Source organism: Planomonospora sp. ID67723 (genome assembly GCF_015711605.1).
GTDB lineage: Bacteria > Actinomycetota > Actinomycetes > Streptosporangiales > Streptosporangiaceae > Planomonospora_A.
The window spans coordinates 2,224,010-2,250,663 of sequence record NZ_JABTEZ010000001.1; the positions used below are offsets into that span (position 1 = coordinate 2,224,010).

Here is a 26,654-nt window from a genome sequence, read left to right on the forward strand (position 1 = left end):
CGCCCCGCCTGGTGCCATTCTGCGTCGCCAGTCCAACGCATGGACCCACCGCCCCGGTTCCATCTGAGATATATCTCGTTTTCTCTGCGGCCTGGTTCTTTCTGCCGGTGTCAGCTGGCGCGGGTGAGCGCCTCGACCGCCCAACCGGCCGCGGTGAGGGCCCGCCGGCTGATTTCCTGCGTCGGCTCGCCTGCGTTGCGCTGGTACTGGAGGTCGACGATCACATTGTTGATGCGGACGACGACCGTCACCGAATAGGCATCGGTGATCACTTCTCCCCAGAACGCCTCGTTCCCCAGGCCGGCGGCCTTGCGCGGGGCGGTCTGGGTCCTTCCGTTCTGGCTGCCCGCGGACCGGGTGCCGTGGGCGAAGCGGGCTGCGAAAGCCCGCGCGGCCTCATCCGCTCCCGAGTACAGCTTCGGGTTGAGGGAGAGATGGCGCTGCAGCGAAGCCGGGTCGTCCGAGTTCATGGGCCCCCAGACGCAGCCGTCCCCCCATTCGCCGGGTTCCTTCTCCACTTCGAGCTGTGCCAGCTGTTGCGGGGTGAACAGCTTGCATACCGAGGGCTTCTTGCTGAAAGGGCCCGGATCGACATAGGGGGCCGCGCTGGCCGCCGGAGCCGGGGGAGGGGAAGGAGCTTCGGACATGCTCCAGAGCACTCCGCCGGTGACCACGAGAGCAGAGGCGACGGCGAGTCCGGCGATGAGGAGGGGTTTGCGGCGGGAGGAGGCGGGGCGGGGGGCGAGGCTCTCCAGGGCCAGCCGGACGGAGGTGGCGTCGGGGCGGTGGGCGGGGTTCTCCGCGAGCATGCCGTCCAGGAGCGGGGCGAGGGGGCCCGATCCGGTGAAGCCGGTCTCCGGGGAGGCCAGCGGGGTGCCGTCGGCGGTGCGGATGCCGGAGCCGGTCCCCGGCAGGTGCCCCTCGACCGCGGTGAACAGGGCGGCGCCGAGGTCGCGCAGGTCGTCGGCGGGAGCCGGAGCGGCGACGCCGGTCAGGACGACGAGGCCGTCCGGGGTGAGCAGGATGGTGTCCGGGGTCGCGGTGAGGCGGAGACCTCGTCCCTGGGCGGCGGTCAGGGCGTCCAGGACCTTCAGGCCGACCTCGGCCGCCCGCCCGGCGGGCAGCGGGCCCTCGGCGCGGACGGTCTGCATCAGCGAGCGCCCCTCGACGGACTCCAGGACCAGCCACATCCGGTCGGAGGCCGGGATCACGTCGTGCAGCGCGACGACGCCGGGGTGCCGGAGGTCGGCCGCCGCGCGGATCTGGCCCATCAGCCAGTCGCGGTGCGGGCCCGGAGGCGGGAGCCGCACCTCGGAGATCGTGACGTCGCGGTGCAGCGCCTCGTCCCGGGCGCGCCAGCTCGTGCCGGTGTGGTCGCGGCGCTCCAGCAGGCGGTAGCGCCCGGCGAGCAGGTTCGGGTCGGTCATCCCCGCCGCTCCAGGCTCCGGGCGACGAGCTTGGCGGTGCGCAGGGCCCGGCGGCGAAGCTCGGCTGTGGGGCGCTTGCCCGTCATCGACACGCCGACCTCGACCAGCAGATTGCTGGTGCGGAAGCGGACCGTGCTGTGGATCCGGTCATCCAGGACGTTCGTGTCGTAGGCGAACGCCTCGTCACCGATGCCTTCGACGTCTCTGAGCGGACCGGTCGAGCCGAAGACGCCCTTCCCGGCGTCGGACTTGGTCTTGCTGTGTTCGGCGGTGAAGAACTCGTGCGCGGCCTCGGGGCCGGTCTTCTTCGGAGTGGGGCCGTGCAGGGTCAGGGAGACGCGGAGCTCCGGGTCGTTGTCGAGGCTGTCCCAGACGCACGACGCCTCCAGGCCGCGCTGATGGCTGGCCGGTATCTCGGATGCGGCGGCACCGGGGACCACGGCCCGGGCCTGCGCGTCGGTCAGCAGGGAGCACAGTTCGGGCGCGGTGGCGAAGCGCCCGGCGCGGGGGTCGGGGCCGGTGGGGACCACGGCGGGCGGCTCCGTGCCGTTCATGGTGAGCAGCACCGCCGCCGCGGTCCCGGCCGCGGCCACCGCCAGTCCCGCCCCGGCGATCAGTCCGGTACGGCGCCGCCTCGGTGCCGGGGCCGCCTGCGGTTCGGCCGCCGGGGAGAGCGGCCCGGCGGACCGGCCGAGGGAGACCTGGCGGAGGGCGGAGCGGAGCGCGCTCTCGCCGGGCCGGTCACGCGGGTCCTTGGCCAGCATGGCCAGCAGCACCGGGGCCAGCCCGCCGGCCCGGCCGGGGTACGGGGTCTCCTGGGTGAGCACCGCGCCCAGCGTCGCGACCGGGGTGCCGCGGTGGAACGGGCCCTTGCCCTCGACGGCGGCGTACAGCGTCGCACCCAGCGACCACAGGTCGGCCGCCGGGCCGTCGCCGGTGCCGCGCAGCCGTTCCGGGGCGATGTAGCCGGGAGAGCCGACCAGCGCGTCCGGTGAGGTGAGCTGGGCGTCGCCTTCGAGGGTGGCGATGCCGAAGTCGGTCAGCAGCACGCCGCCGTCCTGGCTGAGCATGATGTTGGCGGGCTTCACGTCGCGGTGCATGATGCCCCGGCTGTGCGCGAGGGCCAGCGCGTCGAGCATGGCCGCGCCGATCGCGGCCACCCGGCCGGGCGGGAGCGGGCCGCCGGAGCGGATCGCCTGCTCCAGGGAGTGCCCCCGGACCAGGTCCATCACGATCCAGGGCCGGTCGTCCTGGGCGATGACGTCGTGCACCGCCACGATGGCCGGGTGGCTGAGCCGTGCGGCGGCCCTGGCCTCGCGGAGCGTGCGCTCGCGCATCTCGGCCCGGTGCGCCGCGGGCAGGTGGGAGGCGAGCCGGACCTCCTTGATCGCGACCTCGCGGTGCAGCAACTCGTCGCGGGCCCGCCAGACCGTGCCCATCCCGCCCTCGCCGAGCTTCTCGACCGCCCGGTAGCGGTCCGCGAGTACGGGGAACGGCGCGTCAGCCATTGGCGTTCAGGGCCTCGGCGACCCAGCGGGCGGCCTTCCCGGCGTTCCCCGCGATCTCGCCGTCGGGGTCCGTCTTGACGCCGCCCCGCTCGTACTCGACCTCGGCGATCATGTTGCTGACCCGGACGATCACGGTCACCCGGTACGACCCGCCGTACATGGTGATCGGAACGTGCGCGGCGGAGATGAACGCCTCCTCTCCGACGCCGGCCATGTCCTGCGGCGGCAGCGGCTTGGGCGTGGCGAACTGCCCCTTGTCGACGGTGTCCTTCTTCTTTCCCGCCAGATACTCCTTCGCGCGGGCGATCCCCGAGGCGTCCTGCTTCTGGGGCACCAGCCGCACCCGCAGGTCGTACTTCTCGACGTTGGGCTTGCGCCAATCCTGGTTGAGCCAGTTGCACTCGCCGAGCTCGACCTCGGAGCTGCGGAAGCCGGGCACCAGCTCGCCCGCCTGCTGGTCGGTGAGCAGGCCGCACGCGCGCGGCGCGGCGGCGAAGCGCGCCTTGGCCCCGGCGGTGGGCCGGGCGGCGGCCTGGTCCTCGTCCGAACCGGCCAGCACCGGGGCGAGCAGCACGCCGACGGCGATCGACATGCCGGCGAGCAGCACGCCGGTCAGCGCCACGACCGAGCGGGGCACCAGCACGCCCTGGCGGATCACCGACCGTTCGGTCGGGGCGGTGGAGTCGGCCGGCACGCTCGCGGAGGGCTCGTCCCGGAGGGGGCGAGAGGCGAACGGGACGAGATCACGCGAGGTGGGGGCCGTCGCCCCGGCATCCGTTGTCCCAGGACCCGCCGCGCCGTGACCCGCCGCGCCGTGACCCGCCGCGCCGGGGGCCGGCACGCCGGTGCCCGCCGGCGTGTCCACGCGCACGGGCATCGTCATGTCCGGTGAGGCGGGTGCGGCGGCCTCCGGCGAGGGGGGTGCGAGACCTTCCTGCGGCACGGGCGGCGGAGCCGGGAAGGACGCCGTCCGCCGGTGGACGTCCGGCGGCACGGCCTCTCCGGGGGGGAAGGGCTGGGGAGCGGCCGGCGTCGCGTCGGGCGGCGGGGACGCCGCAGGCTGCGCGGCCACGAGCGTCGCGTCGGGCGGTGGCGCCGCGGGCCGGGGGGCGACCAGCGTCGCGTCGGGCGGAAGCCCCGGGGGCAGGGCGGGGGCGTGCCGGGAGATCCCCATCAGCTCCCCCCGGATCGTGCCCGGGTCGGGGCGGAGCGCGGGGTCGCCGGAGAGCAACCGGAACAGGATCGGCGCGATCGGGCCGGCGTTCCGGATCGGGGCGCCGGGGGAGGGCGGGTTCCCCTCGACGGCGGCGTAGAGCGTCGCGCCCAGGGACCACAGGTCGGCGGCGGGGCTCGCGTTGCCCTCGGGCGCGGTGTAGGCCGGGGACCTGAGCGTCGGACCGGTCAGGAGCACCTGGTCGTGCGGGCCGACCAGCACCGATCCCGGCCGCACGTCCCCGTGCGGCATCCCGTGGTTGTGCAGGCTCACGAGCTGGTCCAGCACGGCCACGCCGATCATGGCGGCCCGCGCGGGGGACAGCGGGCCGTCCCGCTCGATCAGGAGCTCCAGCGACATCTGCCCGCCGTAGGCTCCCTGGTCTGGCTGAGGCCCGGCGTGCCTGCCCTGCCGCCGGGGCGTGTCTGCCTGGTTCATCCCGTCGCCTTCTGCTTGTTCAACGCCTCCGCGATCCAGGTCGCGGCGGTGTGGGCGCCGCTCCGGATCGCCGGGCCGTCCTTGGTCCCGTCCACCACTGTGTAGCCGACCTCGACGACCAGGTTGTCGACGCGGAGCGTCACGTAGCTCTGTTCGAGCCTGCCGGTCTTGCGGTTCTCGTAGACGTCGTAGCCGAACGACTCCTCCCCGACGGGCTTCACCGGCAGCGGGCCGGTGTTCCTGGCGGAGCGGGACCCGGCCGAGATCTCCGGCCAGCTCCAGGCGATCTGACCGGTGGGGATGGTGCCGTTGCGCCGGTTGACGAAGAGCTCGTGGGCCTGGCGGGGGCTCTTGCCCCACTGCTTGTCCAGGCCGGCGGGGTCGACCGAGAGCCCCTTGCCGGAGGTGGTCCACTCGCAGCCGCCCTTGTTGTTGGGCTTTCCCCCGCCGGTCAGGGCGGGCAGGAGCTGCCTGACCCGCTCCGCGGTGACCAGCGTGCACAGGTCGACCGGGGTGGCGAAGGCGCCGGGCTTCTCGCTGAGCTCCACCGGCCCGGCCTCCGCCGTACGGTCGCCGGTGAGATGGACCACGGCCATGGTGGTCCCGATGACCGCCGCGACCGCCGCCACCTCCGCGGCGGCCCAGAGCAGTGCCCGGCCCCTGCGCGGGCCGCGGGCCGGGTGGACCGCCGGGGAGGTGCGGTCCGGTCCGGTGGGGGCCGGGGACGACGGGACGCGGTGGTCCGCCGTTGCGGAGAGTGCGGACGCCGGACGGTCGAGGGCGATTTCCCCGAGCACCCGGGAGACCTCCTCGAAGGAGGGCCGGGCCACGGGCAGCGGGTCCAGCATGCGCATCAGCAGCGGTCCCAGCGCGCCCGCGCGCTCGGGCGGGCGGGGCGGCTCGGTGAGCACCTTGCTGAGCGCCGAGATGGGGGTCTCGGCGGGGTGCGGGGGCACGCCCTCGACGGCGAAGTACAGGGTGGCGCCGAGCGACCACAGGTCGGAGTGGGGTCCGCCGCGCTCGCCGCGCAGCCGCTCCGGGGCGATGTAGTTGGGGGAGCCGACCAGGCGGCTGGTCTGCCCCGAGGTGGCATCGCCCTCGGCGACGGCGATGCCGAAGTCGGTGAGGACGGCCTTGCCGGTCCGGGTGAGGAAGATGTTGCCGGGTTTGACGTCCCGGTGGAGCACTCCGGCGGCGTGCGCGGCGGCCAGCGCGCTGACGATGCCCACGCCGACCCGGGCCGCCTGGATCGGCGGGAGCGGCCGCCGCTCCGTGACGGTCCGCTCAAGGGACTCGCCGGTGAGCAACTCCATGACGATCCACGGGCGGTCGTCCTCGACGACCACGTCGTGGATGGTGATGATGGACGGGTGCTTGAGCCGGGCGGCCAGGTTGGCCTCGCGCAGCGCGGCGGCGAACACGTCTTGGCGCTGGAGAGGGGGGAGGTCCGGCGGGAGCCGTACCTCCTTGACCGCCACGTCGCGGCGGAGCGTCTCGTCGGCGGCGAGCCACACCGTGCCCATACCGCCCTCGGCGAGCGGGTTGAGCAGGCGGTAACGGCCCGCCAGCACCTGCGTGTCGATCCTGCTCACCTCGTTCGCTGTCGTGTCGCGCAAAGAAAGATAGTCACTGAGAGGGATATGGACCAATAATCGCTGGTTCCTGGAGAAGGCTCCGAGGGCCGGTGATCTCCCTCGACGTCCTCTTGAAGCCGGAACCCATGATCGATAGCATGGGGCTCCCTTCGATACGCGAGGAGGTGAGGAGTAGATGTTCATCCCGATGACGCGCTCCCACCTCGGGCGGCAGATCGCCTGAGACCGGAGAGCGCAACCCGCTCTTACGGAGTTCCACTTGTCTGATCTGGTTTTCCGTCCGCTCAAGGCGGACGAGCTCGACCTGTTCCACAGCTACGCCACCCCGCCGGCCTCCGGCGTGGGCGCCCGGAGCCTCCCCTTCGAGAAGCTCGGCTACCGGCACGACTGGCTCTGGGTCGCCCTGCGCGGCGACGAGGTGGTCGCCCGGGCCGGGTTCTGGGGGCCGCCGGACCACGCGCACCCGTTCAGCCTCGACCTGTTCGACCCGGGCGCCGGGCCCGACGGGATCGAGGCGGGCGCCGCCCTGCTGAGGGCCGCCTACGCCGAGCTGGTCACGCCCGACTACTCCTCGCCCTCCGGTGACCGCCCCGACTACCACCTGTTCCTGCCCGCCGACTGGCGGGAGCGGCCCGACGCGCTGGCCGACGCGCAGGCCCGGATCGCCGCCGCGGAGAAGGCCGGGCTGCGGCAGCGGGTCGAGCGGCTGAACCTGCGCTGGCTCCCCGAGTACGGCCTGCCGCCCCGGTCCACCCGGCTCACCTTCACCCCGGCGGACGACGACGCGGTGGTCCTGGACCTGCTGGCCCGGATCCTCGTCGGCAGCCTCGACGACTGGGACCAGCGCGCTCTGAAGGAGAAAGGGCCGGAGGAGACCGCACGGGAGGCGCTGGAGGAGCTGCTCGACTTCCCCGGCGGCCGTGGGCGCTGGCGGTTCGCCCACGACGCCGCGGGCGAGCTGGTGGGCGTCGTGATGCCCACCCGCAACAGCATGTCCGCGACCATCGGCTACATCGGCGTGGACCCCGCCCACCGCGGGCGCCGCTACGCCGACGACCTGGTCGCCGAGGCGCTGCACATCTTCAGCGCCGAAGGAGAGCCCCAGGTCAACGACAACACCGACGTCGACAACGCGCCGATGGCGGCGTCGTTCGCCCGGCTCGGCTACCGGGTCGTCGGCCGTCGGATGATCCTCGGCTGACGGCGGGGACGACGGCGGGGACGGAAGTGAACGCCTCCCGGTGAGCGGCTGTCCTGAGATCCGGCCCGCCGCCTGACGCACGGCCATCGCGGACGGCTTGCGCGGAATCTTCACAATTCCCCGCAAGCCGTCTGCATGGACCGGTCCTAAGCTCGCGGCATGGCAACCCCGCAGCAACGACGCGTCCTCGTGGTCGAGGACGACGAGACGATCGCGCGAGCCGTACGGCACCGGCTCGTCGCGGAGGGCTTCGACGTGCGCGTCGCCGGGGACGGCGAGGAGGCGCTCGCGGCGTACGCGAAGGCCGAGCCCGACGTGGTGGTCCTCGACCGCCTGCTTCCCGGCCTCGACGGGCTGGAGGTCTGCCGGCGGATGCAGGCGGCCCGCCCGGTGCCGGTGCTCATGCTCACCGCCCTGGGCGAGGAGACCGACCTGCTCGTGGGACTCGGGGTCGGCGCCGACGACTACATGACCAAACCGTTCAGCATGCGCGAGCTGGTGGCCCGGGTGCACGCGCTGCTGCGGCGGGTGGAGCGGGCCTCCCAGCTCGCCGTGGACGACACGGTGCTGCGGATCGGGGACGTCGAGATCGACACCGCCGAGCGCCGGGTCTACGTGCGAGGCACGGAGGTCCAGCTCACCCGGACCGAGTTCGACCTGCTGCACCGGATGGCCGAGCGGCCGGGGCAGGTGTTCGAGCGGGAGCGGTTGCTCGCCGACGTCTGGGGCTTCTCCGAGGCCGCGGCCACCCGGACGGTCGACAGCCACGTGCGGGCGCTGCGCCGCAAGCTCGGCTCCGGGGTCGTCCGCACGGTCCACGGAGTCGGCTACGCCCTCGTCCGGCCCTGATCACGCGGCCGGCTGCCCGATCGCGGTGCGTCCTCCGGCCAGAAATCCGGACGTGTCGGTTAAATCAGGACGAACTGATCCGCCTCTCCGCCACTCGAACAATGAAATGCGCAGACATTTGAGACCTCTCGACTTCCTGGGCCGGATCAAGGTCAAGCTCGGCATCGTCATCCTGCTGGCCGTGGTGGTGGCGTTCGTCGTCAACGAGGTCGGCATCAACGCCGGCTACACCAGGGACGTGCGCGTGGCGGTGGCGGTGGCGCTCGCGCTGGTCATGGTGCAGTTGCTCGCCCGGGGCATGACCAAGCCGCTGCGCGAGATGGCCGCCGCCGCGCAGACCATCGCCAAGGGCCGGTACGGCCTGCGGGTCACGGCCACCTCCCGTGACGAGGTCGGCGAGCTCGCCCGCGCCTTCAACGCGATGGCGGCCGACCTGGGCGAGGTGGACCGGCAGCGCCGGGAGCTGGTCGCCAACGTCAGCCACGAGCTGCGCACGCCGATCACCGCGCTGCGCGCGGTGCTGGAGAACGTGGTGGACGGGGTCTCCGAGCCCGACCCGGCGACGCTCGGCACGGCGCTGGCCCAGACCGAGCGGCTCGGGCGCCTCGTCGCCCAGCTCCTCGACCTGTCGCGGCTGGAGTCCGGGGCCCGGCTGATCGAGCCGGAGAACGTCGAGCTCGGCCCCCTGTGCGACCAGGCGCTGCGGGAGGCGGTGCTCGCCCGGGACGGGGTGACGGCCCGGTGCGAGGTGCCCGCCGGGCTGGTCGTCCTGGCCGACGCCGACCTGCTGGCCCAGGTGCTGGCGAACCTGCTCGACAACGCGGTACGGCACAGCCCGGAAGGCGGGGTCGTGGTGCTCGCCGCGAGGCCCGAGGGCGCGGGTGTGCGGCTGCGCGTGACCGACCAGGGGCCCGGGATCCCCGAGGAGGACCGGGGCAGGGCGTTCGAGCGCTTCTCCCGCCTGGACGCGGGCCGGGCGGCCGACGGCGGTGGAGCCGGGCTCGGCCTCGCCATCACCAAGGAGATCGTCGAGCTCCACGGCGGCTCCATCCGTGTCGAAGACGGCGTCGGCTGCAGCATCGCGGTCGACCTCCCCGAAAGGATCACGATGGACACCTCGCCTCCCGGTGAATCTCTCGCCCCATCCCCGGATCCCCCGGACCGGACGGATGCGCCGGTGTCCCGGGCGTCCGCCGGGTCCGCCGACCTCGCGCCCCCGCCCGAGCCCGCGGTCTCCGCCGACCCCGCGCCCCCGTCGGGGCCCGTGACGCCAGCGGACCCCGCCGCATCGACCGGCGATCCCGCCGATCCGCCCGGGCCCGCGACGTCCGCGGACCCCGCTCCCGGTCCGGCCGGTGATCCCGGCAAGCCGTCCGGACCCGTGATCCCGGCCGCGATCCCGGCCGCGATCCCGTCCCCTGCCACCCGGTCCCCCGTCACCCCGTCCGCCGCCCCGCTCACCTTCCCGGAGCTTCCGGTCGCCGCGGGGCCGCCCCCGCCGCCGTACGGGGCTCCCGCCGAACCGGCGCTCGCCCGGATACGGCGCGAGACCGGGACGGAGAACCCCCCGCGCGATCGGCAGATCCCGATCCGGAGCTGGTGGGGGGCCGTCGCCGGGCTCTTCGTCGGAGGGTTCATCGGGCTGTGCGTCGGGGTGCTCCTCGGCCTCGCCGTCGGGGCCGTGGAACTCAGGCTGGGCCTCACCCTGGGCCTCCTCGCCCCGGCGATCGGGGCGTTCATCGGCACGGTCATCGGGGCCACCACGGCGCCCAGCGGCATCTGGAGCGGCTACCAGCCGGTCGAGCAGGGCGTCGAGCACGGAACCGAGCAGCGCGCGGCGGAGCCCGTCCCGCCGCGCGCGGCCGTACCGGTGCCGGGGAAGCAGGCACCGGAGTCCGGAGGGGAGGGCGCCGGCGCGGAGGAGGAGACGCCGGTCGCCGGCGCGCGGGTGCGGGCGGGCGGCCCGGCGCCGGGCGTCGCGGGTACCGTCCCGGGGACGGGCGAGCCGGCGGGGGTGTACCGGACGCCGCCGGCGCACAGGAGCGCGCCCGCCGGCCACGGGGGATACGGGGGACCGCCGGGAGGGTACGTGGCGCCGTCGCTGCTTCCCCGGCCGGAACTTCCGGACACCCCCCGGTGGCTGCTCGCGGCCTGCGCGGCCGTGGGGCTGCTCGCGGCGGTCGTCCTGCCCTACAGCTCGGTGGGGCTCGGGTTCGTCCTGGTCGCGGGGGCCATGGGGGCGGCGGCGCTGCCCGTCGTCCGCGGACGGCTCACCCTCTGGTCGGCGGGGATGGGGGCGATCGCGTACGGGCTGGTCGTGGTGGCGATCTTCCGGGACGCCGACTGGCTCGTCGGGCTGCTCCTGCTCGCCGCGTTCGTGATGGCCGCGCTCGCCCTGTCGGGGGCCGGGCGCGGCTGGCTCGGGGTGCTCAGGGGCGGGATCTCGGTGCTGCTCGGCCTGCTGCCGGTGCCGTGGTTCCTGGCCGCCCCGTTGAAGGGCATGCCGATCCGCCGCAGACTGGTGCCCAGCCTGATCGGGGCCGGCCTGACCGTGGTCCTGGTCGCGATCTTCGGCGCGCTGTTCGCCTCGGCCGACGCGGTGTTCGCCAAGGCGGTGGAGAGGGTGTTCACCGGGCAGGACTGGGCGGAGTCGCTGCCGCTGCGCATCGTGGTCTTCGTGGTCTTCGCGGCCGTCGTCGCCTCGTCGGTGCTGGTCGGCCTGCGCCCGGTCGCCGAGCCCAAGGGGCCGGACCTGCGGCTGCGCGTCGGCCGCGGCCTGTGGATGATCCCGCTGATCGCGCTCAACCTGCTGTTCGTCACGTTCGTGGCGATGCAGCTGACGGCGCTGTTCGGCAGCGCCCGGTGGCTGGTGGCGGCCACCGACCTCACCTACGCCGAGTACGCCCGCTCGGGCTTCTTCCAGCTCGTCGTCGTCAGCGTGTTCGTGCTGGCGATCGTGGCGCTCGCCTCGGGGGCGGTCGAGCTGGAGGGGCGCGACCGGTGGCTGATGGCCGGGCTGCTCGGCCTGCTGTGCGGGCTGACGGTGGTGATCCTGGTCTCGGCCATGTACCGGCTCGACCTCTACGTCGACGCCTACGGCTACACCCGGCTCCGGGCGTCGGTGGGGGCGGCCATCTGGTGGCTGGGCGGGATCTTCGCGCTGGTCCTCGTGGCGGGCGCGGTACGGCTCACCCGGCGCGCCGCCGGGTGGCTGCCGAGGAGCGTGGTCGTGATGACGGGGGCGGGCCTGCTGGCCTTCGCGATCTGGAACCCGGACCTGCGGGTCGCCGAGTCCCAGCTCAGCGTCCGGGGCGTGGACCGGCTGGACCAGGCCTACCTCGGCGACCTCGGGGCGGAGGCCGTACCGGCGCTGGACCGGCTGCCCGAACCGGCCCGGGGCTGCGTGCTGCGGGCGGTGATCCAGGCCAACCGGCTCGACCGCGCGGATCCGTGGAACGGCTGGAACCTGGCCAGGGAACAGGCCAGGGAACTGCTCGCCGAGCGACCGGCCCCGGACGGGGGCGCCTGCGAGGAGCCGTACCGCGTCGGGCTCATCCAGGACTGACGCGGGACAGGGCCGTCTGGACAGCGCCGCCGGGACGGGGCCGCCGGGACGGGGCCGGTACGGCTTCCACCGACGGGGGCGGGAGCCGTACCGGCGGGCGGCGGGAGCCGGGTGCGGGCTCCCGCCACGAGGGGGCGCAGAGGTCAGGGCACCCAGTGGTTGCCGGTCACGGTGATCATGGTCTGGAGCTGGATGCTGGCGGCGAAGTAGCTGCCGGTGTCGATCGGGGTGGCGAGCATCTTGTTCCACAGGGCGTCCAGCCAGGCCTGGCTGCCGGGGTCGGTCATCGCCGCCACCGCGAACGGGGCGAAGAAGGCCGGGTCGCTGCCGCCGCTGATCTGCGAGCCGCCGAGCCGGTAACCGATGGCGATCCTGTTCGGGTCGCCGCCGGTCTTGCCCTTGATCCAGCTGTTCAGCTTCCGCGCCGCTGCCAGCGACTTGGCGTCGCCGCTGGTCACCGCGTCGTCGCCGATGCGCCACGGGGTACGGCAGGCGTTCCACCAGTAGGCGCCGTCGTTGGGGTCCTCCAGCACCTCGCCGGGCGCGGGCCGGGCGGTGGCGTTGGTGTCGACCACGAAGTCGGGCAGCAGGCCGGTACCCGGTGCGTACGTCGACTGCAGCGACGCGATCAGGTTCTGGTGGTTGGCCCGGACGGTGTCCCAGGTCGAGTCGCCGGTCGCCTTGCGGAAGGCCCGGAAGTGGTCGATCATCCAGTCGGAGGGCCGGCTGATCCAGTAGTGCTCGCCGCCGGAGGAGCTCCAGTCGCCCAGCTTCAGCAGCTTGGTGGTCGGGTTGAGCTCGCCGGCCTTGATCGCGTTGATGTGCCTGATCGCGAGCTGCCGGTAGTCGTAGGCGCCCGAGCTGCCCCACTGCCGGTCGGCCAGGAGAAGGCCGTAGGCGATGTCGAGGTCGCCGTCGGTGGCGGAGTCGCCGCCGTTGACGCTCCTGCAGGAGGTGTCCTGCTCGGCGGCGTGCAGCCCCGGTGTGATCGACGACGGGTGGGCGAGGACGTACTTCAGCAGGCCGTCGAAGATCTTCTTGGCGTCGGGGTCGGCTCCGGCCATGGTCGCGGTGATGACCATGCCGTAGCCCTGGGCCTCGGCGACGTAGGGGTGGTCGGCGTCGGGGGAGATGATCTGGTACCAGCCGTTGCCGCAGTTCTGCTTGACGAACGCGGCCTTCCACCGTCTGTAGTAGTCGACCACCTTCTGGTCGAGCGTGGCCTGGCTCCCGCTGGGCCGCAGCATCCCGGAGGCGTAGGGGATGCGGTGGCTGCCGAAGGGCACGCCCGGTCCCCCCGCGGTGGGGGTGGGCGTCGGGGTCGGGGTCGCGCCGCCCGTACTGCCGTAGACCTCCATCTCGTACAGCGAGTAGCCGTAGGGGGTGCCCCGGACGGTGCCGTGCATCCGGACGTAGCGGCCGGTGCCGGAGACGGTCAGGTCGTCCACGCCGCCGTCGCCCGTGGTGGTCGAGTAGACGTCCGCCCAGGACGAGCCGTCGTCCGAGGTCTGGATCTTGTAGGCCTTGCCGTACGCGGCCTCCCAGGTCAGCTTGACCCGGGAGATCGCGGCGGAGCGGCCGAGGTCCACGCGGAGCCACTGGGGGTCGACGCCCTCCGCCGAGGCCCAGCGGGTGGAGGTGCTGCCGTCGAAGGCCGCGGCCGGGACGAGCGTGGAGTCCTCGTTCGAGGAGGAGGAGGCCGGACGCCCCTGGGAGAGCAGGGAGTCCGCGGCGGAGCCGGGCGAGGCCGTCAGGACCAGCGCCGATGTGCTCATCGCCAGCGCCAGGGAGAGGGCGGTCCAGGAACGGCGGAGGCGGGATCGTGCGGGCACGGATATCCCCTCTCTGCGGTAACTAGTTAGGAAAGGTTCCTAACTAGATGAAGATGCCACCACTCCTGACATGTCGTAGTCAAGGGTCAAGGGGGCCCAAATCGTGTGCCGGGCGGACCGGGCCGGCTCCCGCGGTGGCCCACGGCGCCACCGCGCGCGGTTCACGTGGTCGCGAGCACGGTTCGCGGAGAACCGGAACGATCTCCGGTGCCGTCTCCGGCATGCGGATAAGGTCCTCGGGAGACGGGCCGGCGGAGGCCGCCGGGCGGACGAAGGGGGACGTCGTTGAAGGGGATCACCGATCCCGGCAGGGTCGTGGGCGAGTCGCTGTTCGGCGGAGCGTTCACCTTCCCGGTGATGGTCGCGCACCGCGACGCGCTGCGGCACAACATCGCCACGCTCGCGGCCTTCGCGCGCGAGCACGGGCTGACGCTCGTCCCGCACGCCAAGACGACCATGTCGCCCGAGATCGTCCGGGCCCAGCTCGACGCGGGGGCGTGGGGACTCACCGCCGCCACCCCCAGCCAGGCGCTGACCCTGTGCGAGTTCGGCGTCTCCCGCGTCCTGCTCGCCAACCAGATCTTCGACCCGGCGGCGCTGGACGCGCTCGCGGCGCGGCTCGCCGGGGACCCGTCGTTCGAGTTCCTCTGTTTCGTGGACTCGGTGGCCGGGGTGGAGACGCTGTCCAGGCACGCCGGATCCCGGCCGTTCCGGGTGCTGGCCGAGCTCGGGCACGAGGGCGGGCGGGCCGGCAGCCGCACCCTGGAGGACCTGCTGGAGGTCGCCGCCGCGGCCCAGGCCGCGCCCGGCGTGGAACTGGCCGGCGTGGCCGGGTACGAGGGCTCGCTGAAGTCCGCGGCCGAGGTCCGGCGCTACCTGCACCGGCTGATGGAGGCGGTGGAGCACCTGCGGGTCAGGAATCCGATCCTGTCGGTGGGCGGCAGTCAGTGGTTCGACGTGATCGGCCGGGAACTGGCCGCCTGCCAGGCCGTGGTCATGCTGCGCAGCGGGGCCTACGTCTCCCACGACGACGGCTACTACCGCGAGCGCACGCCGTACACCCGGATCGAGGGAGAGCTCCGTCCCGCGCTGGAGATCTGGGCGCATGTGCTGTCCGTCCCCGAGCCCGGCCTGGCCGTCGTCGGGTTCGGCAAGCGGGACGCCCCCTTCGACGAGGGACTGCCGGTTCCGCGCGGCGCCGTCGAGGGCGCTACCGTTCTCAAAGTCCAGGACCAGCACACGGTCCTGCGGCTCGCGCCGGACTCCCCGGTGCGGCCGGGGGACCTGGTGTCGTTCGGGATCTCCCACCCGTGCACCGCCTTCGACAAGTGGCGGGTCATGCCGGTGGTGGACGACGACTACCTGGTCGTCGACCTGATCAGCACCTTCTTCTAGCAAGGGCGGATGAATGAGCGGCAAGCGTGAGCTGCGGACCGACGACGGCGCCGCGCCGGTCGGGGCCTACTCCCAGGGAGTCGTGATCGGCGACTTCGTCTACACCTCGGGCATGGGCCCGCTGGACCCGGCGACCGGTGAGGTCGTCGGCGCCGACGTGGCCGAGCAGACCCACCAGACGATGCGCAACCTCGGCGCGATCCTCGCCGCGCACGGTCTGGGCTTCGACGACGTGGTGAAGTCGACGGTGCACCTGCAGCACCTCAAGCGCGACTTCGCCGCCTACAACGAGGTCTACAAGTCCTACTTCACCCAGCCCTACCCGGTCCGCACGACCGTCGGGTCCGACCTGATGGACATCCTGGTCGAGATCGACTTCGTGGCCTACAAGGCGCGTTAGAGTCTGACCGACAGCGGGGAGGACGGCGGCTTGGACAGCTCGATGTACGTCTACGTCGAGGACGTGCGGGGCGAGGGACCGCAGGCGGTCCTCGACCGCGTCGCCGGTTACGGCGTGACCGGTGTGACCGTGGCCGCCGCCTACCACCGCACCCGCGACGTCACCCCGCACGGGTCGTCCCGGGTGACGATCCGCAGGGACGGGGTGCACTTCACCCCGCCGGAGGATCTGTTCGGCGGGCTCCGCCTGGTCCCGCCCGTCCAGCCGGGGGCCGGGGAGGAGCCGCTGACCGCGCTGCGCCGGGCCACCGCCGAGCGCGGGCTCAGGATGCACGGCTGGACCGTCTTCCTGCACAGCGTCACCCTCGGCGAGGCCCACCCCGAGGTGACGGTGCGCAACTGCTTCGGCGACCGGGGCTCGCTCGCCGACCTGTGCCCCTCCCACCCCGACGTCCGCCGCTACGCGGTCGCACTGGCGCGGGGCGTGGCCAGGCAGGGCGTCGACAGCGTGGTCGCCGAGGGCCTGCACTTCGGCACCTTCGGGCACGGCTACCACCACGAGCGGAGCTTCGTCCCCCTCGGCCCGATGGACCTGTTCCTGATCGGCCTCTGCTTCTGCGAGTTCTGCCTGCGCCGCGCCGCCGACCTCGGCGTCGACGCCGAGGCCGCGCGCCAGGAGTGCGCCCGGGTGGTGGGGGGCGTGCTCGACGGCGACCCGCCCGCCCAGGGGGAGGTGACCAGGGCGGCGCTGACCGCCTACGCGGGGCCGGAGGTGGTCGCTTACGCGCGGGCGCGGTCCGAGACGGTGACGTCCCTGGTCTCCGAGACCGCGGCGGCCGTGGCCGGAGAGGGGTCCCAGCTGGTCTTCCTGGACGGCACCGGCGCGGTGAAGGGCTACGCCGACGGGTTGCCCTCGCCGATCCTGGCCGCGCACGACTCCTGGCAGGCCGGCGTGGACCTGGTCGCCCTCGGTGACCTGGTGCCCTCGATCGGCGTCCTCGCCTACGCCCGCGACGCGGCCCGGGTCGCCGACGACGTGGGCGCCTACCGCCGCTCGACCGGCAAGGACAGGGAGCTGCGCGTCGTGCTCCGGCCCGGGCCTCCCGACACCGACTCCGCCGACCGCCTCGCCGCCAAGGTCCGCGCCGTCCGGGCCGCCGGGGCGGACGCGGTCGACTTCTACGCCTACGGGCTCATGCCGTACCCGATCCTCGACCGGATCACGGCCGCGCTCTCCGGCTGACCCCGAGGCGGTCAGGCCGAGCCGTCGAGGACGGCCCGCACCGCCTCGGCGGCGAAGCCGTCGTCGAGGGCGAGGCCCCGGAAGACCACCCGCAGCCACACCGCACCCCCCAGCAGATCCATGATCAGCATCGGGTCGGCGTCCTCGCGGAGCTCTCCGCGCCGCCTGGCCCGCTCGAAGACCTGCTCCTCGCGGGCGAACCGGTCGGCGAAGAAGCGCCGTGCCGCCTCCGCCAGCTCCGGGTGGTGGACGGCGGCGCCGAGCGCGGCCACCGCGACGCCCGCCGCCGGGGCCTGCGTGAGCAGTGCGGCGATCCCCCGGACCAGCGCCTCCAGGTCACCCCTGAGGCTCCCGGTGTCCGGGGTGTCCACGGCCAGCACGTCCGCCTCGACCAGCGCGGCGGCCAGCAGGGCGGCCTTGGAGGGCCACCACCGGTAGATCGTGGTCTTGTTGACCCCCGACCGCTCGGCCACCCCTTCGACGGTCAGGCGCTCGTATCCCCTCTCGGCGAGCAGGCCGAGCGTCGCCTGGAAGATCTCCTGCTGTTTGCGCGGTGCCATGGTTCTCAGGGTAGCGTGTAAAGCAACGCAACGGTGCGTTGCTTTCGGGTCAGGAGGTCACTCATGCTGCCGATCGTCTTCGTCCATGGGATCCGGGTCAGCGCGACCATGTGGGGTCCGGTCATGTCCCGCCTCGCCCGGCCCGCCGTCGCCGTGGACCTGCCGGGGCACGGGACCAGGCGGGGCGAGCCGTTCGCGATGGAGGCGGCGGCCTCGGCGGTGGCCGAGGCGATCGACGGAGTCGGCGGGCGGGCGTTCGTGGCCGGGCTCTCGCTCGGCGGCTACGTCGGGATCGCCGCGGCCGAGCGGTTCCCCGGACGGGTGGCCGGGCTGGTCGCGATGGGATGCACGGCGCTCCCCGGCCGCCATGCCGGGATATATCGCTTCATCGCCTCCCTGTCCGCGTGGGACCCGTCCCTCGCCGACCGGATCAGCGCGTACGGCCTGCGCCGGGCGCTGCCCGGCCCGGCGGGGGAGGCCATGGTGGCGGGCGGCCTGTCCTGCGAGGTGATGCCGCAGGTCGTGGAGGCCGTCACCGGGCACGGGCAGCTCGCGGCGCTGTCCGCCTATCCGGGGCGGGTCTGGCTGGTCAACGGGGCCCGTGATCCGTTCCGCGCGGACGAGCGCACCTTCCTGCGCGCCTGTCGGGACGGGCGGCTGATCCTGGTCCCGCGACGCGGGCACCTGGGGATGCTGGCCGCTCCCGGCGCGCTGGCGCGCCTGGTGGGAGACCTCTGCGACCAGGTGGACGGACCGGGGGCGGGCGGCGGCGCCCGGACGGCGGGTCCGGGAGATGCGGCCGGTGATCAGCTGGAACGGCTGGAGAGCGCGGTCGCCACGCCGAGACCCAGGTAGACGACGCCGCTGACGTAACCGAGCCGGCCGGCCTTGTTCCGCAGCTTCCTGCCGAGCACGTCCGCGCCCGCGGCGTAGACCATGTCGGAGATCAGGCCCAGGAGCAGCAGCGTGCCGCCCAGGACGACGATCTGCAGCGGCACCGCCCCGGCCTCCAGGTCCACGAACTGGGGCAGGAACGCGAGGAAGAACAAGATGACCTTGGGGTTCAGCACGTTGACGACCATCCCCTCGAGGAAGACCGCGCGCAGCGGCTGCGGAGCGGTCTGGCGGACCTCCGGTTCCCGCCTGCTCATCAGCGCCCGGACGCCCAGATAGACCAGGTAGGCGGTCCCCGCCCATTTGATCAGGTTGAACAGGAACGCCGACCGGGCGACCACGTAGGAGAGCCCGGCCGCGGCGGCGGCGATGTGCACCAGCGTGCCGGCCTCCACTCCGAACGCGCTCGCCACCGCCGCCGCCCGGCCCTGGGCGATGCCGCGGGCGGCGATGTAGAGGTGGTTGGGGCCGGGAACCAGGACCAGGGCCAGGGAAGCCGCCGCGAACACCAGGAGTGTGGGCATCGAGACCATGCCTTCGACCATAGGAGGGTCCCGACCCTCGGGGCGAAGGCCAATCACGGGCGGTTCCTCCGGGCCAATCGTGTTCCCCGGGCGGTCCTCCCGGGAGACTCCCCGGCGGTTGTCCGGCCGGATGCCCCCACGTGGTCCCGCGCGGTCTCCGGACGGTCTCCGGACGGGCGGGGTGGGGCGGAGGCGGGCCCGCCGGACGCGGGCCGTGGTCGAGATGGGAGGTTGTTGCAGGTCTGTGGCGATTCGGATCAGTTCGATGACAGAGGTCCGTGGCATACTCGCCGACGTGGGGTCACAGAAAGTGCAGAGCACTCTGGTCGGGCGATTGCTGGAGCTTGATCGCCTGGTCGCCGTGCTGGACTCCGCGGGCCGGGGCATGCCGGGCGTCGCCCTCGTGGGCGGCGACGCCGGCATCGGCAAGACCAGGCTGGTCACGGAGCTGGCCGAGCGGGCCAGGGAGGCGGGCTTCGCCGTGCTCGCAGGGCAGTGCGCCGAGCTCGGTGACGCGCTGCCGTACCTCCCGCTGGCCGACGCCCTGCGCGGTGCGGAGGGGGAGCTGCGCGCCGCGCTCGACGCGCGCCCCGTCCTCGGCAGGCTGCTGCCCGGCGGCGCCGACGGCGGTCCGGAGAGCGCCTCCGGCCTCACCCAGCAGCAGCTGTTCGGCTCGATGCTCGGATTCCTGTCCACCCAGCCGGTGCTGCTGATCCTGGAGGACCTGCACTGGGCCGACCAGTCCACCCGCGACCTGGTGGTCTTCCTCAGCCGGATGCTCCAGACCGAGCACGTCTGCCTGGTCGGCACCTATCGGACCGACGACCTCCACCGCCGTCACCCGCTCCGCCGCGTCCTCGCCGAGCTCAAGCGCCTCCCCTCGGTGACCTCCGTCGAGCTGAGCCCCCTCGGCCGCGGCGAGATGGCCGACTACGTCGCCGTGCTGGGCGGCACCGACACCCGGATGATCGACCAGGTGGTCGACCGCGCGGAGGGCAACCCCTTCTACGCCGAGGAACTGCTGGAGGCCGCGCTCGGCGGCTGCCTGATGCCCGACGGCCTGGCCAGCCTGCTGCTCTCCCGCGCCGAGATGCTCTCCGACCCCGCACAGCGGGTGCTGCGCGGCGCGGCCGTCGCCGGACGGCGAGTCGATCACGACCTCCTCCAGGAGGCCTCCGGCCTGGACGACCTGGCCTTCGAGGAGTCCATGCGGGAGATCGTCTCGCGAGGGCTCCTGCGCCCCTCCGGAGAGTACGGCTACTCCTTCCGGCACGCCCTGCTCCAGGAGGCCGTCTACACCGACCTGCTCCCCGGGGAACGGACCCGCCTGCACGCCGAGTTCGCCCGGCTGCTGACCGCGCGGAGCGGTTCCGCGGCGGAGCTCGCCTACCACTACCTGGCATGCCACGATCTGGCCGGAGCTCTGGCCGCCTCGGTCGAGGCCGGACGCCGGGCCGAGCGCCTCGGGGCCCCCGCCGAGGCCCACCGCCACTTCGAGCAGGCCCTCGGACTCTGGGACCGGGTCACCGACGCCGAACGGCTCGCCGGGACCGACCACGTCCGCCTCGCCATGCGCAGCGCCGCCGCGGCGGCCGACAGCGGTGACAACCACCGGGCCATCTCCCAGTTGCGGAGGCTGCCCTCTTCGGCGGAGGTGAACGAGCGGCTGGCCTACTGCCTCATCGACGCCGACGACGAGGCCGGCGCGATCGCCGCCGCCCAGGCGGCCGTCGAGACGGCGGGTGAGGCGCCCATGCTCGCCCGCGCCCTGGCGACCTACGCCCGCGCGCTCTACTGGACCGACCGGCACGACGAGGTGGAGCCGCTCGCCGTCCGGGCCCTGGAGACCGCCCGCGCCAGCGGCGCCACCGACGCGGAGACCAGCGCGCTGATCACCTTGGGAGCCCTGGCCGCGCTCGCCGCGGACATCCCCCGCGCCAAGGAGCTGCTGGCGTGCGCGGCCGCCGAGCGCTCCGGTGACCTGGCCATCGACCTGCGTGCGATCTTCCAGCTCGCCCGGGTCCAGTACGAGAGCGGCGACCTGAAGGAAGCCGCGGTCACCGCGGACCGGGGCCTGCGGCTGGCGCACGAGACCGGCCTCGACTGGAGCACGTTCGGCACCGACCTGCGCTTCCTCCGCTTCCTGATCCACTACGTGGCGGGGGAGTGGGACGCGGCGGAGAAGATCGCCGCCGGGTTCGGCATCCGCGCGGGCACCCCGGCCGAGGCCACGCTCTCGTCCTTCGCGCTCTTCGTCGAGGTAGCCCGGGGCCTGCCCGCGGTGGAGGAGCGCCTCTCCTGGATAGAGCCCTTCTGGTCGGAAGTGTTCGTCTCCTACATGGGGCACGGCCTGGCCGCCGAGCACGCGCTCTGGCGGGGCGACCCCGAGGGCGCGCTCGGCCACGTCCACGCGGCGCTCGACGCGCTCTACCCGCACGACGCCGGCGTCGTGCGGCTCGCCGCGACGGGCCTGTGGGCGCTGGCGGAGCTGGGACGCGCCGCCGAAGCCGACGCCTTCCTGGAACGGGCGAGGGTGCCCACCGTCGTCGGCCCGGGTTCGGCGGGCATCCGGGGCCCGCTGGGGCCCGAGGGGGTGGCCTGGCTGGCGCGGGCGGAGGCCGAGTGGCACCGGGCACACGGCCGCCTCGACGTCGACGCCTGGCGCGCGGTGGTGGAGGCGTTCGACTTCGGCTTCGTCTACGAGGTCGCGCGCTCACGCTGGCGACTGGCGGAGGCGCTGCTGGCGGCCGGCGACCGCGCCGGGGCGCTGGTGGAGTGGCAGCGGGCGGTCGAGGCCGCCGAATCGCTGGGGGCCAAGCCTCTGGGCGCGGCGCTGGCGGAGCTGGGACGCCGGGCGCGGTTCACGCCGGCCCAGCCGGGGCTGCTGACCGGCCGGGAGCAGGAGGTGCTCGCACTGGTGGCGGAGGGGCTGCCCAACCGCGAGATCGGCGAGCGGTTGTTCATCGCGCAGAAGACGGTGAGCGTGCACGTCTCCAACATCCTGGGCAAGCTCGGCGTCTCCTCGCGGACCCAGGCCGCCGCCGTCGCCCGGCGGGAGGGCCTGATCTGAGCCGCTGAAGGCACAGGGGTCCGGAGGGGGTCGCAGGCGGGCCGCCGTGACCGGTCAGCCGCCGCGGGCGGACACCGCGAGATCGCGGACGACCTGGATGAGCTCGGCCGGGTCGAACGGCTTGGTGAGGTAGGCGTCCGCCCCGATGCCGAGCCCGCGCCGCTTGTCCTCCTCCTGGGCGCGGGCGGTGATCAGGACGACCTTGATGTGACTGGTGCTGTCGTCGCTCCGCAGCCGGCTGGCGGTCATCCAGCCGTCCATCCTGGGCATCATGACGTCCAGGGTGATCACGTCGGGTTTCACGTCCATCACCCGGTCCAGGCAGTTCTGCCCGTCGAAGGCGGTCTCCACCTGAAACCCTTCCAGAGTCAGGTTGACCGCGATGAGTTGTCGGATGACCTCGTCGTCATCCACCACCAGAACCTTGCCCAGAAGCTCTCCCACGGCCGCCAAGCTAACTCCTCGGCGTCGATCCCGCGCGGGTTTCGCCGGATGTGTACACGGAGTTGTCCACAGGCGACAGGTTTTCCCCAGAACAGGACTCGGCTCCGTCCTGATCATCCCGCTCCGCCGATCCTGGGGCCTCGATCATCCATCGAGCCCGGGAGGCCCAAACGTGATCACTGCCTTCGTCGCCGCAGCCGTCCTCGCCATGGCGGCTCCGGACGGCGTCCACGCCATGACCACCCCGGACGGCGCCGGCGTCGCCGAGGCGCGCAGGTCCTGCCCGCCGGTGCTCTCCCGGCTGCCGGAGGGCCTCTGGAGCTGGCTCCCCGAGGGTGTGCGGGCCCTGATCGTCACTGACTGCGGAGCAGGACGGCCGGGCTCCTCCGGGTTCCGGCCGGCGGGGCCTCCCGGCCTCGCCTACGGGCCCGCCGACGCCCACCCGCCCTACCCGGGGCCCTATCCGAAGCCCTCGCCGGAGGAGGAGCGCGCGGCGGAACCCAGGCGACCTCAAGAGGGTCCGAGACCGGGGTCGCGGCCGGCGACGGGATCCACCCGCCCGCAGGCAGATCCCGTGCCACGGCCGGCGGCCGATCCCGCCCGGCCGGGTCCGCGGACCGAGACGAACCCCTCACGTCCGGCCCGCCTCTCGCCCGGCCGGATCGCGGTGGCCGCCGCGCTCCGCCGACTCGGCACGCCGTACGTCTGGGGCGGCGGTTCGAGCACCGGACCGACGCGCGGCGGCTTCGACTGCTCCGGCCTCGCCCTGCACGCCTGGTCCAAGGCGGGAGCCGTGCTCACCCACTACACCGGCGACCAGTTCAGGCAGGGGCGCCGGGTGCCGTTCTCCCGGCTCCGCCCCGGCGATCTCGTCTTCTTCGGAGGCGGCACCGGCGCGCCCACCCACGTGGGTCTCTACGTGAAGAACGGCGTCATGGTCCACGCGCCCAAGACCGGTGACGTCGTCAAGACCACCGACTTCGCGTCCTCCCCCTACTACCGCGCCCGCTACCGCGGCGCGGTCCGGCCGTCCCCCCGCTGAGCCCCGCTGCGACGGCAGATCACTTACTTCACGCGCTGAGTGTCGGTTCCCCTCCGGATGCTGGTAATCTAATCACTCGTTGGCCCCCTTAGCTCAGGGGATAGAGCACCGGCCTCCGGAGCCGGGAGCGCAAGTTCGAATCTTGCAGGGGGCACCAACCGAAGGCCAGGACAGACATCGTCTGACCTGGCCTTTCGCTTGCTCCGACAGCGACCCGGTCTTGTCATCCTGCGACGGCCGGAGATGCCGGATGACGAACGCTGTGGGACAGCCGTGGGACATGATCGTCAACTCCTCCAGCTCCCGCTGACGCTGCTCACGTCGGTAGTAAGGAGAACGGTGTACGTGCTGTCGGGCCTGGCCACCAACTCCGCACTGCCGCCACATCTCATGCTCTGCATGCTCCAGTCCGCGGTGCTGGCCGACGTGCTACCGGACCTGGCGTGGCGAGCCGATCTGCCGGAGCAGGTGGTGGACGCCTTCATCGATCACCGCGACGCCAAGGTCAGGACGTGTTTCGCGGTCAATCCGCATGTCTCGGCGGAGGTCCGGTCCAGGCTCGTGCACGATCCCGTCCTTCGTGTGCGCTGGGCCCTGGCCGCAGGACCCGAGTGGCGCCGCTTCCACGACCGGGCCACGCCGTTGACCGACGCCGCGTACACTCTGATGGCGCGTGACCCATGCATCGAGGTCCGATGTGAGCTGGCCCAGAGTTGGCATGCTCCCGCTTTCGTTCTGACCGCGCTCGCGGCGGATCCGGAACCCGAGGTGCGGAAAACGGTGTGTTCCGGCTGGGACCGGCTTGCTGACCATGCCAAGACGGTTCTCCTCGCGGACGCGGACCCGGTGGTACGGCGTCAGGCCCGCTTGAGGGCGTACCGGGAGCGGCCGGAACTGCTCGATGCGATCCTCGCGGGTGACGATGCGGCGCAGATCGCGGGTGAGGCGCCGTTGCCCAGGGCGATGGCCGAAAGCTACGCCCGCAGCGATGACCCCGGACGCCGCCACCTGGTCGCCGGGAACCCGCATCTGGACCGCGATCTGGTGGAAGAGCTGTCCGCCGATCCGGATCCGCGGGTGCGCCTGATGGTTTCGCTCCGCCCGGAATTCACCGAAGCCGAGCGTGCGGCCATCGCGTATGACCCCGAGCTGTATCAGGTGCATGTCCCGCTGTCGTGGATCCGGGACCGGTTCACCGACGCCTCCGCGATGGCCCGCTGTGCCCGATCGGCCCATGTGGTGCTGCGCCGTAGCGTTGCCTGCAACCCGGGACTCGGGCCGGACCTCATCGAGCGACTCGCCCACGATGACGATCCGGCGGTCCGACTCCTGCTGGCCGAACACCACCCGGACGCACCCGCCGACCTGTTGCTACGGGTGGTCCTGGGCGGTGCCGGCTATTCGGAAGGCGAACTGACCGGCCGACCATGCTTTCCGCGAGCGGGCTTGGCCCGTTTCGCCGACTCACCGCACTCGCGCGAACGGCGCCTGGTCGTGCTGGATCCGCAGACACCCGCGCACGTCATCGAGCGGCTGAGCCAGGACGAGGCGCCGGAAGTCCGGGCGGCCATGGCCCGGGACCCACGCCTGCCCGTTCCTCGGATCACGGCATTGCTGCATGATCCCGACAGGTATGTCGCATTCTCCGCGGCCGCCAACCCTGGGCTACCGGTGGAGGTCATGACCCGACTCGTCCAGACTGCCGGCGACATGGAGGGCTGACTCCGGTGAGCGCCAGCAGGGCTGCCGACGCTCACCAGGAGTATTGATCATTTTCCCTTCCGGGCGCGGTCCATGCGGTCGATCCACACCTCGTCGTAGCCGGACATGCAGCGGTGGTAGATCCGCTGCAGCACCTCGACGCTGTGACCGGCCCACTCAGCAACCTGGGCGGCCGGGATGCCCGCCGACAGCCGCCAGGTGACTCCGGCGTGGCGCAGGTCGTACGGTCGAGCCATCAGCGGGGAGGTGAGTTGTTCGGGGGGCAGAACCAGGGCCCGCACCTTCTTCCACAACTTGGTGTAGGCCGACTTGGGGATTGGCCGTCCACTCTCGGAGCGGAACAACCGGCCGTCCGCGGCGACCCCGAACCGCTCGATGTGCTGGCGCAGCAGCGTCACCAGCTCGGGCGGGATCGGGATTGGCCGCACCGTCTTCTTCGACCGTCCCTTGAGCGAGCGGTCGTCGTGGAGCTCGCCGTTGTCGGTGTAGTCCTTGCCGACCTCGGGAGCGGAGGCCTCCAGGATGAGCTTCCCCCATCCCGATTCAGGCAGGTGACAGTCGGCCCGGCGCAGCCGGGTGACCTCAGCCGGACGCATCATCGCGTAGTACATGCACCCGTAGAAGGCCACGAAGCGCGGCCCCTGCCTGCGGCCGACGTAGCTGCAGACGACCAGCGCGTCGGCGACCTGCCGCGGATTGGCCACGGCGCGCGGGTCGACGGCGCTGTCGACGTCCGGCTGAGTCCACTCCTTGCGCAGCGTCTGAAGGGCGAGGGGGTTCTCCCGAAGGCGCCCTTGATTCACCGCGTACTGCAGGCAGTTGTAGAGAATACGTCGTCGGCGCCGGTGGTACTCGGGCGCGGCCGGAGCGCCGTCCAACCGAGTGGCGCAGGCGGCCAGCACCCTGCTCGCGACGTTGTGCTCAGTCAGGGCGGTGATCGGCAGGGACGCCTTGCGCAGCCAGACCAGCGCCTGGATCACCTCTTCCGGTTGCTGTTCCTGGTCGCGGGAGGGGATGACCGCCCAGCGGATCGCCTCCCGCAGCGTGTCGGTGTCGGGAGCGCCGCGCAGGTCGCGCACCAGTACGGGCGTGACGGCGAGCACGCCCTCGATGATGGAGCGGCGCGAGTTGCCCGCCGCCTTGGGCCACTTGGCAGCCACGTAGTCCACAGCGTGCTCGAACCAGGTGACGGCCTGCTTCTCCCGGTGCATGGAATCCGGCAGGCCGGTCTCGGAGTCGAACGCCTCCCCGTTCCGGGCTGCGGTGATGAGCTGGGCACGGAAAGAGTCGGCCAGCGCGCCGGTCACGAACGACTGGCTGAACGGGCGGTCGGCGACGACCCAGCGCACCTCGTACGGCTTGCGCCTGCCCTTGCGAGTCTGGATCTTCCAGAACCGCACGTCATAGCTCTTCACGCGCGTTCCTGACCCTCGATCCAGGAGTCCAGCCAGTCGCGCCGGACCCGGATCGGGCCGTTCCCGGCCAGCCGTACGGCCTTCGGGCCGGTGCGGTTGGCGCGCCAGCGGTCCCAGGCCCGGCGGGAGACGCGCAGTTCGCGGCAGACCTCCTCGACGGTCAGCCACTCGTGTCTGCTGGACGGGGACGCGGTGCGGTGGGTCATGATGGGCAGGCTCCTTTCGGTCTTCTGGCTGGGGGAGTGACCGGTCCCGGCGGTGATGCTTGGCGGCTTTGGCGTCGGGGCCGGTCGTGAACAACGGGCAGGTGCGGGACCC

20 protein-coding genes and 1 tRNA gene are annotated in these 26,654 nt (G+C 72.9%); 11 read left to right on the top strand and 10 right to left on the bottom strand.

Going from position 1 to position 26,654, the window contains the following annotated elements; genetic code table 11:
- Positions 1 to 110: 110 nt before the first annotated feature.
- From HS041_RS10425 to HS041_RS10440, 4 genes are read right to left on the bottom strand one after another with little or no spacing between them, the layout of a single operon-like run.
- Positions 111 to 1,427, bottom strand: coding sequence for a protein kinase family protein (locus HS041_RS10425; protein ID WP_196440258.1), 1,317 nt, complete (start codon positions 1,425 to 1,427; stop codon positions 111 to 113).
- Positions 1,424 to 2,935 (bottom strand): serine/threonine-protein kinase, encoded by a 1,512-nt coding sequence (locus tag HS041_RS10430; protein WP_196440259.1) that lies wholly within the window; start codon positions 2,933 to 2,935, stop codon positions 1,424 to 1,426. Before HS041_RS10430 ends, HS041_RS10425 begins: the two co-directional genes overlap by 4 nt.
- Complete coding sequence (locus HS041_RS10435; RefSeq protein ID WP_196440260.1) at positions 2,928 to 4,586, bottom strand: hypothetical protein; 1,659 nt, start codon at positions 4,584 to 4,586, stop codon at positions 2,928 to 2,930. The genes HS041_RS10430 and HS041_RS10435 overlap by 8 nt, the downstream gene beginning before the upstream one ends.
- Positions 4,583 to 6,202 carry a serine/threonine-protein kinase gene (locus HS041_RS10440; protein WP_196440261.1) on the bottom strand — a complete coding sequence of 540 codons (1,620 nt, stop codon included), beginning with the start codon at positions 6,200 to 6,202 and terminating at the stop codon, positions 4,583 to 4,585. The genes HS041_RS10435 and HS041_RS10440 overlap by 4 nt, the downstream gene beginning before the upstream one ends.
- A 238-nt stretch (positions 6,203 to 6,440) precedes the next feature.
- Here HS041_RS10440 and HS041_RS10445 point away from each other — a divergent pair, with 238 nt between their 5' ends.
- The 3 genes from HS041_RS10445 to HS041_RS10455 all read left to right on the top strand — a co-directional run bounded on the left by HS041_RS10445 (position 6,441) and on the right by HS041_RS10455 (position 11,796).
- Positions 6,441 to 7,382 (top strand): GNAT family N-acetyltransferase, encoded by a 942-nt coding sequence (locus HS041_RS10445; protein WP_196440262.1) that lies wholly within the window; start codon positions 6,441 to 6,443, stop codon positions 7,380 to 7,382.
- 159 nt (positions 7,383 to 7,541) lie between these two features.
- Positions 7,542 to 8,231 (top strand): response regulator transcription factor, encoded by a 690-nt coding sequence (locus tag HS041_RS10450; protein WP_196440263.1) that lies wholly within the window; start codon positions 7,542 to 7,544, stop codon positions 8,229 to 8,231.
- Between the two features lie 106 nt (positions 8,232 to 8,337).
- Positions 8,338 to 11,796 (top strand): DUF4153 domain-containing protein, encoded by a 3,459-nt coding sequence (locus HS041_RS10455; RefSeq protein WP_196440264.1) that lies wholly within the window; start codon positions 8,338 to 8,340, stop codon positions 11,794 to 11,796.
- Between the two features lie 143 nt (positions 11,797 to 11,939).
- Here HS041_RS10455 and HS041_RS10460 read toward each other — a convergent pair whose 3' ends face one another.
- Positions 11,940 to 13,628 carry a glycosyl hydrolase family 8 gene (locus HS041_RS10460; RefSeq protein ID WP_196440265.1) on the bottom strand — a complete coding sequence of 563 codons (1,689 nt, stop codon included), beginning with the start codon at positions 13,626 to 13,628 and terminating at the stop codon, positions 11,940 to 11,942.
- A gap of 285 nt (positions 13,629 to 13,913) precedes the next feature.
- Between HS041_RS10460 and HS041_RS10465 the strand changes: the two genes are divergently transcribed.
- Genes HS041_RS10465 through HS041_RS10475 form a run of 3 tightly spaced genes read left to right on the top strand, consistent with a single transcriptional unit; the run spans position 13,914 to position 16,665 of the window.
- Entirely contained in the window at positions 13,914 to 15,023 is a 1,110-nt protein-coding gene (locus tag HS041_RS10465) for an alanine racemase (protein WP_196440266.1), read from the top strand.
- A 13-nt stretch (positions 15,024 to 15,036) separates the two neighbouring features.
- On the top strand, positions 15,037 to 15,423 hold the full coding sequence (locus HS041_RS10470; RefSeq protein ID WP_196440267.1) for a Rid family detoxifying hydrolase: 387 nt from the start codon (positions 15,037 to 15,039) through the stop codon (positions 15,421 to 15,423).
- A gap of 30 nt (positions 15,424 to 15,453) precedes the next feature.
- Positions 15,454 to 16,665, top strand: a complete 1,212-nt coding sequence (locus tag HS041_RS10475; protein WP_196440268.1) for a hypothetical protein — start codon at positions 15,454 to 15,456, stop codon at positions 16,663 to 16,665.
- An 11-nt stretch (positions 16,666 to 16,676) separates the two neighbouring features.
- Here HS041_RS10475 and HS041_RS10480 read toward each other — a convergent pair whose 3' ends face one another.
- Complete coding sequence (locus HS041_RS10480) at positions 16,677 to 17,225, bottom strand: TetR/AcrR family transcriptional regulator (protein ID WP_196440269.1); 549 nt, start codon at positions 17,223 to 17,225, stop codon at positions 16,677 to 16,679.
- A 63-nt stretch (positions 17,226 to 17,288) separates the two neighbouring features.
- Here HS041_RS10480 and HS041_RS10485 point away from each other — a divergent pair, with 63 nt between their 5' ends.
- Positions 17,289 to 18,080: an alpha/beta fold hydrolase gene (locus HS041_RS10485; protein ID WP_196440270.1), complete on the top strand. Its 792-nt coding sequence runs from the start codon at positions 17,289 to 17,291 to the stop codon at positions 18,078 to 18,080.
- Here the strand turns inward: HS041_RS10485 and HS041_RS10490 are convergent.
- Positions 18,032 to 18,652, bottom strand: a complete 621-nt coding sequence (locus HS041_RS10490; protein WP_196440271.1) for a LysE family translocator — start codon at positions 18,650 to 18,652, stop codon at positions 18,032 to 18,034. The two genes, HS041_RS10485 and HS041_RS10490, sit on opposite strands and share 49 nt — an antisense overlap.
- Before the next feature lie 286 nt (positions 18,653 to 18,938).
- Here HS041_RS10490 and HS041_RS39740 point away from each other — a divergent pair, with 286 nt between their 5' ends.
- The gene (locus HS041_RS39740) at positions 18,939 to 21,713 is read left to right on the top strand and encodes a helix-turn-helix transcriptional regulator (RefSeq protein WP_307845229.1); all 2,775 of its coding nucleotides are present in this window, start codon (positions 18,939 to 18,941) and stop codon (positions 21,711 to 21,713) included.
- Positions 21,714 to 21,767: 54 nt separating this feature from the next.
- Here HS041_RS39740 and HS041_RS10500 read toward each other — a convergent pair whose 3' ends face one another.
- Positions 21,768 to 22,157: a response regulator transcription factor gene (locus HS041_RS10500; RefSeq protein ID WP_307845230.1), complete on the bottom strand. Its 390-nt coding sequence runs from the start codon at positions 22,155 to 22,157 to the stop codon at positions 21,768 to 21,770.
- A gap of 172 nt (positions 22,158 to 22,329) precedes the next feature.
- Between HS041_RS10500 and HS041_RS10505 the strand changes: the two genes are divergently transcribed.
- The 3 genes from HS041_RS10505 to HS041_RS10515 all read left to right on the top strand — a co-directional run bounded on the left by HS041_RS10505 (position 22,330) and on the right by HS041_RS10515 (position 24,921).
- A complete protein-coding gene (locus HS041_RS10505; protein WP_196440274.1) occupies positions 22,330 to 23,199 on the top strand; it encodes a C40 family peptidase in 870 nt (289 codons plus the stop codon).
- Positions 23,200 to 23,281: 82 nt separating this feature from the next.
- A tRNA-Arg gene (locus tag HS041_RS10510) sits at positions 23,282 to 23,356 on the top strand.
- Between the two features lie 182 nt (positions 23,357 to 23,538).
- Positions 23,539 to 24,921: a hypothetical protein gene (locus tag HS041_RS10515; RefSeq protein ID WP_196440275.1), complete on the top strand. Its 1,383-nt coding sequence runs from the start codon at positions 23,539 to 23,541 to the stop codon at positions 24,919 to 24,921.
- 47 nt (positions 24,922 to 24,968) lie between these two features.
- On the opposite strand, the gene HS041_RS10520 is transcribed toward HS041_RS10515, so the two are convergent.
- Positions 24,969 to 26,336, bottom strand: coding sequence for a tyrosine-type recombinase/integrase (locus tag HS041_RS10520; protein ID WP_196440276.1), 1,368 nt, complete (start codon positions 26,334 to 26,336; stop codon positions 24,969 to 24,971).
- Positions 26,333 to 26,542 (bottom strand): helix-turn-helix transcriptional regulator, encoded by a 210-nt coding sequence (locus HS041_RS10525; protein ID WP_196440277.1) that lies wholly within the window; start codon positions 26,540 to 26,542, stop codon positions 26,333 to 26,335. The genes HS041_RS10520 and HS041_RS10525 overlap by 4 nt, the downstream gene beginning before the upstream one ends.
- Positions 26,543 to 26,654: the final 112 nt, after the last annotated feature.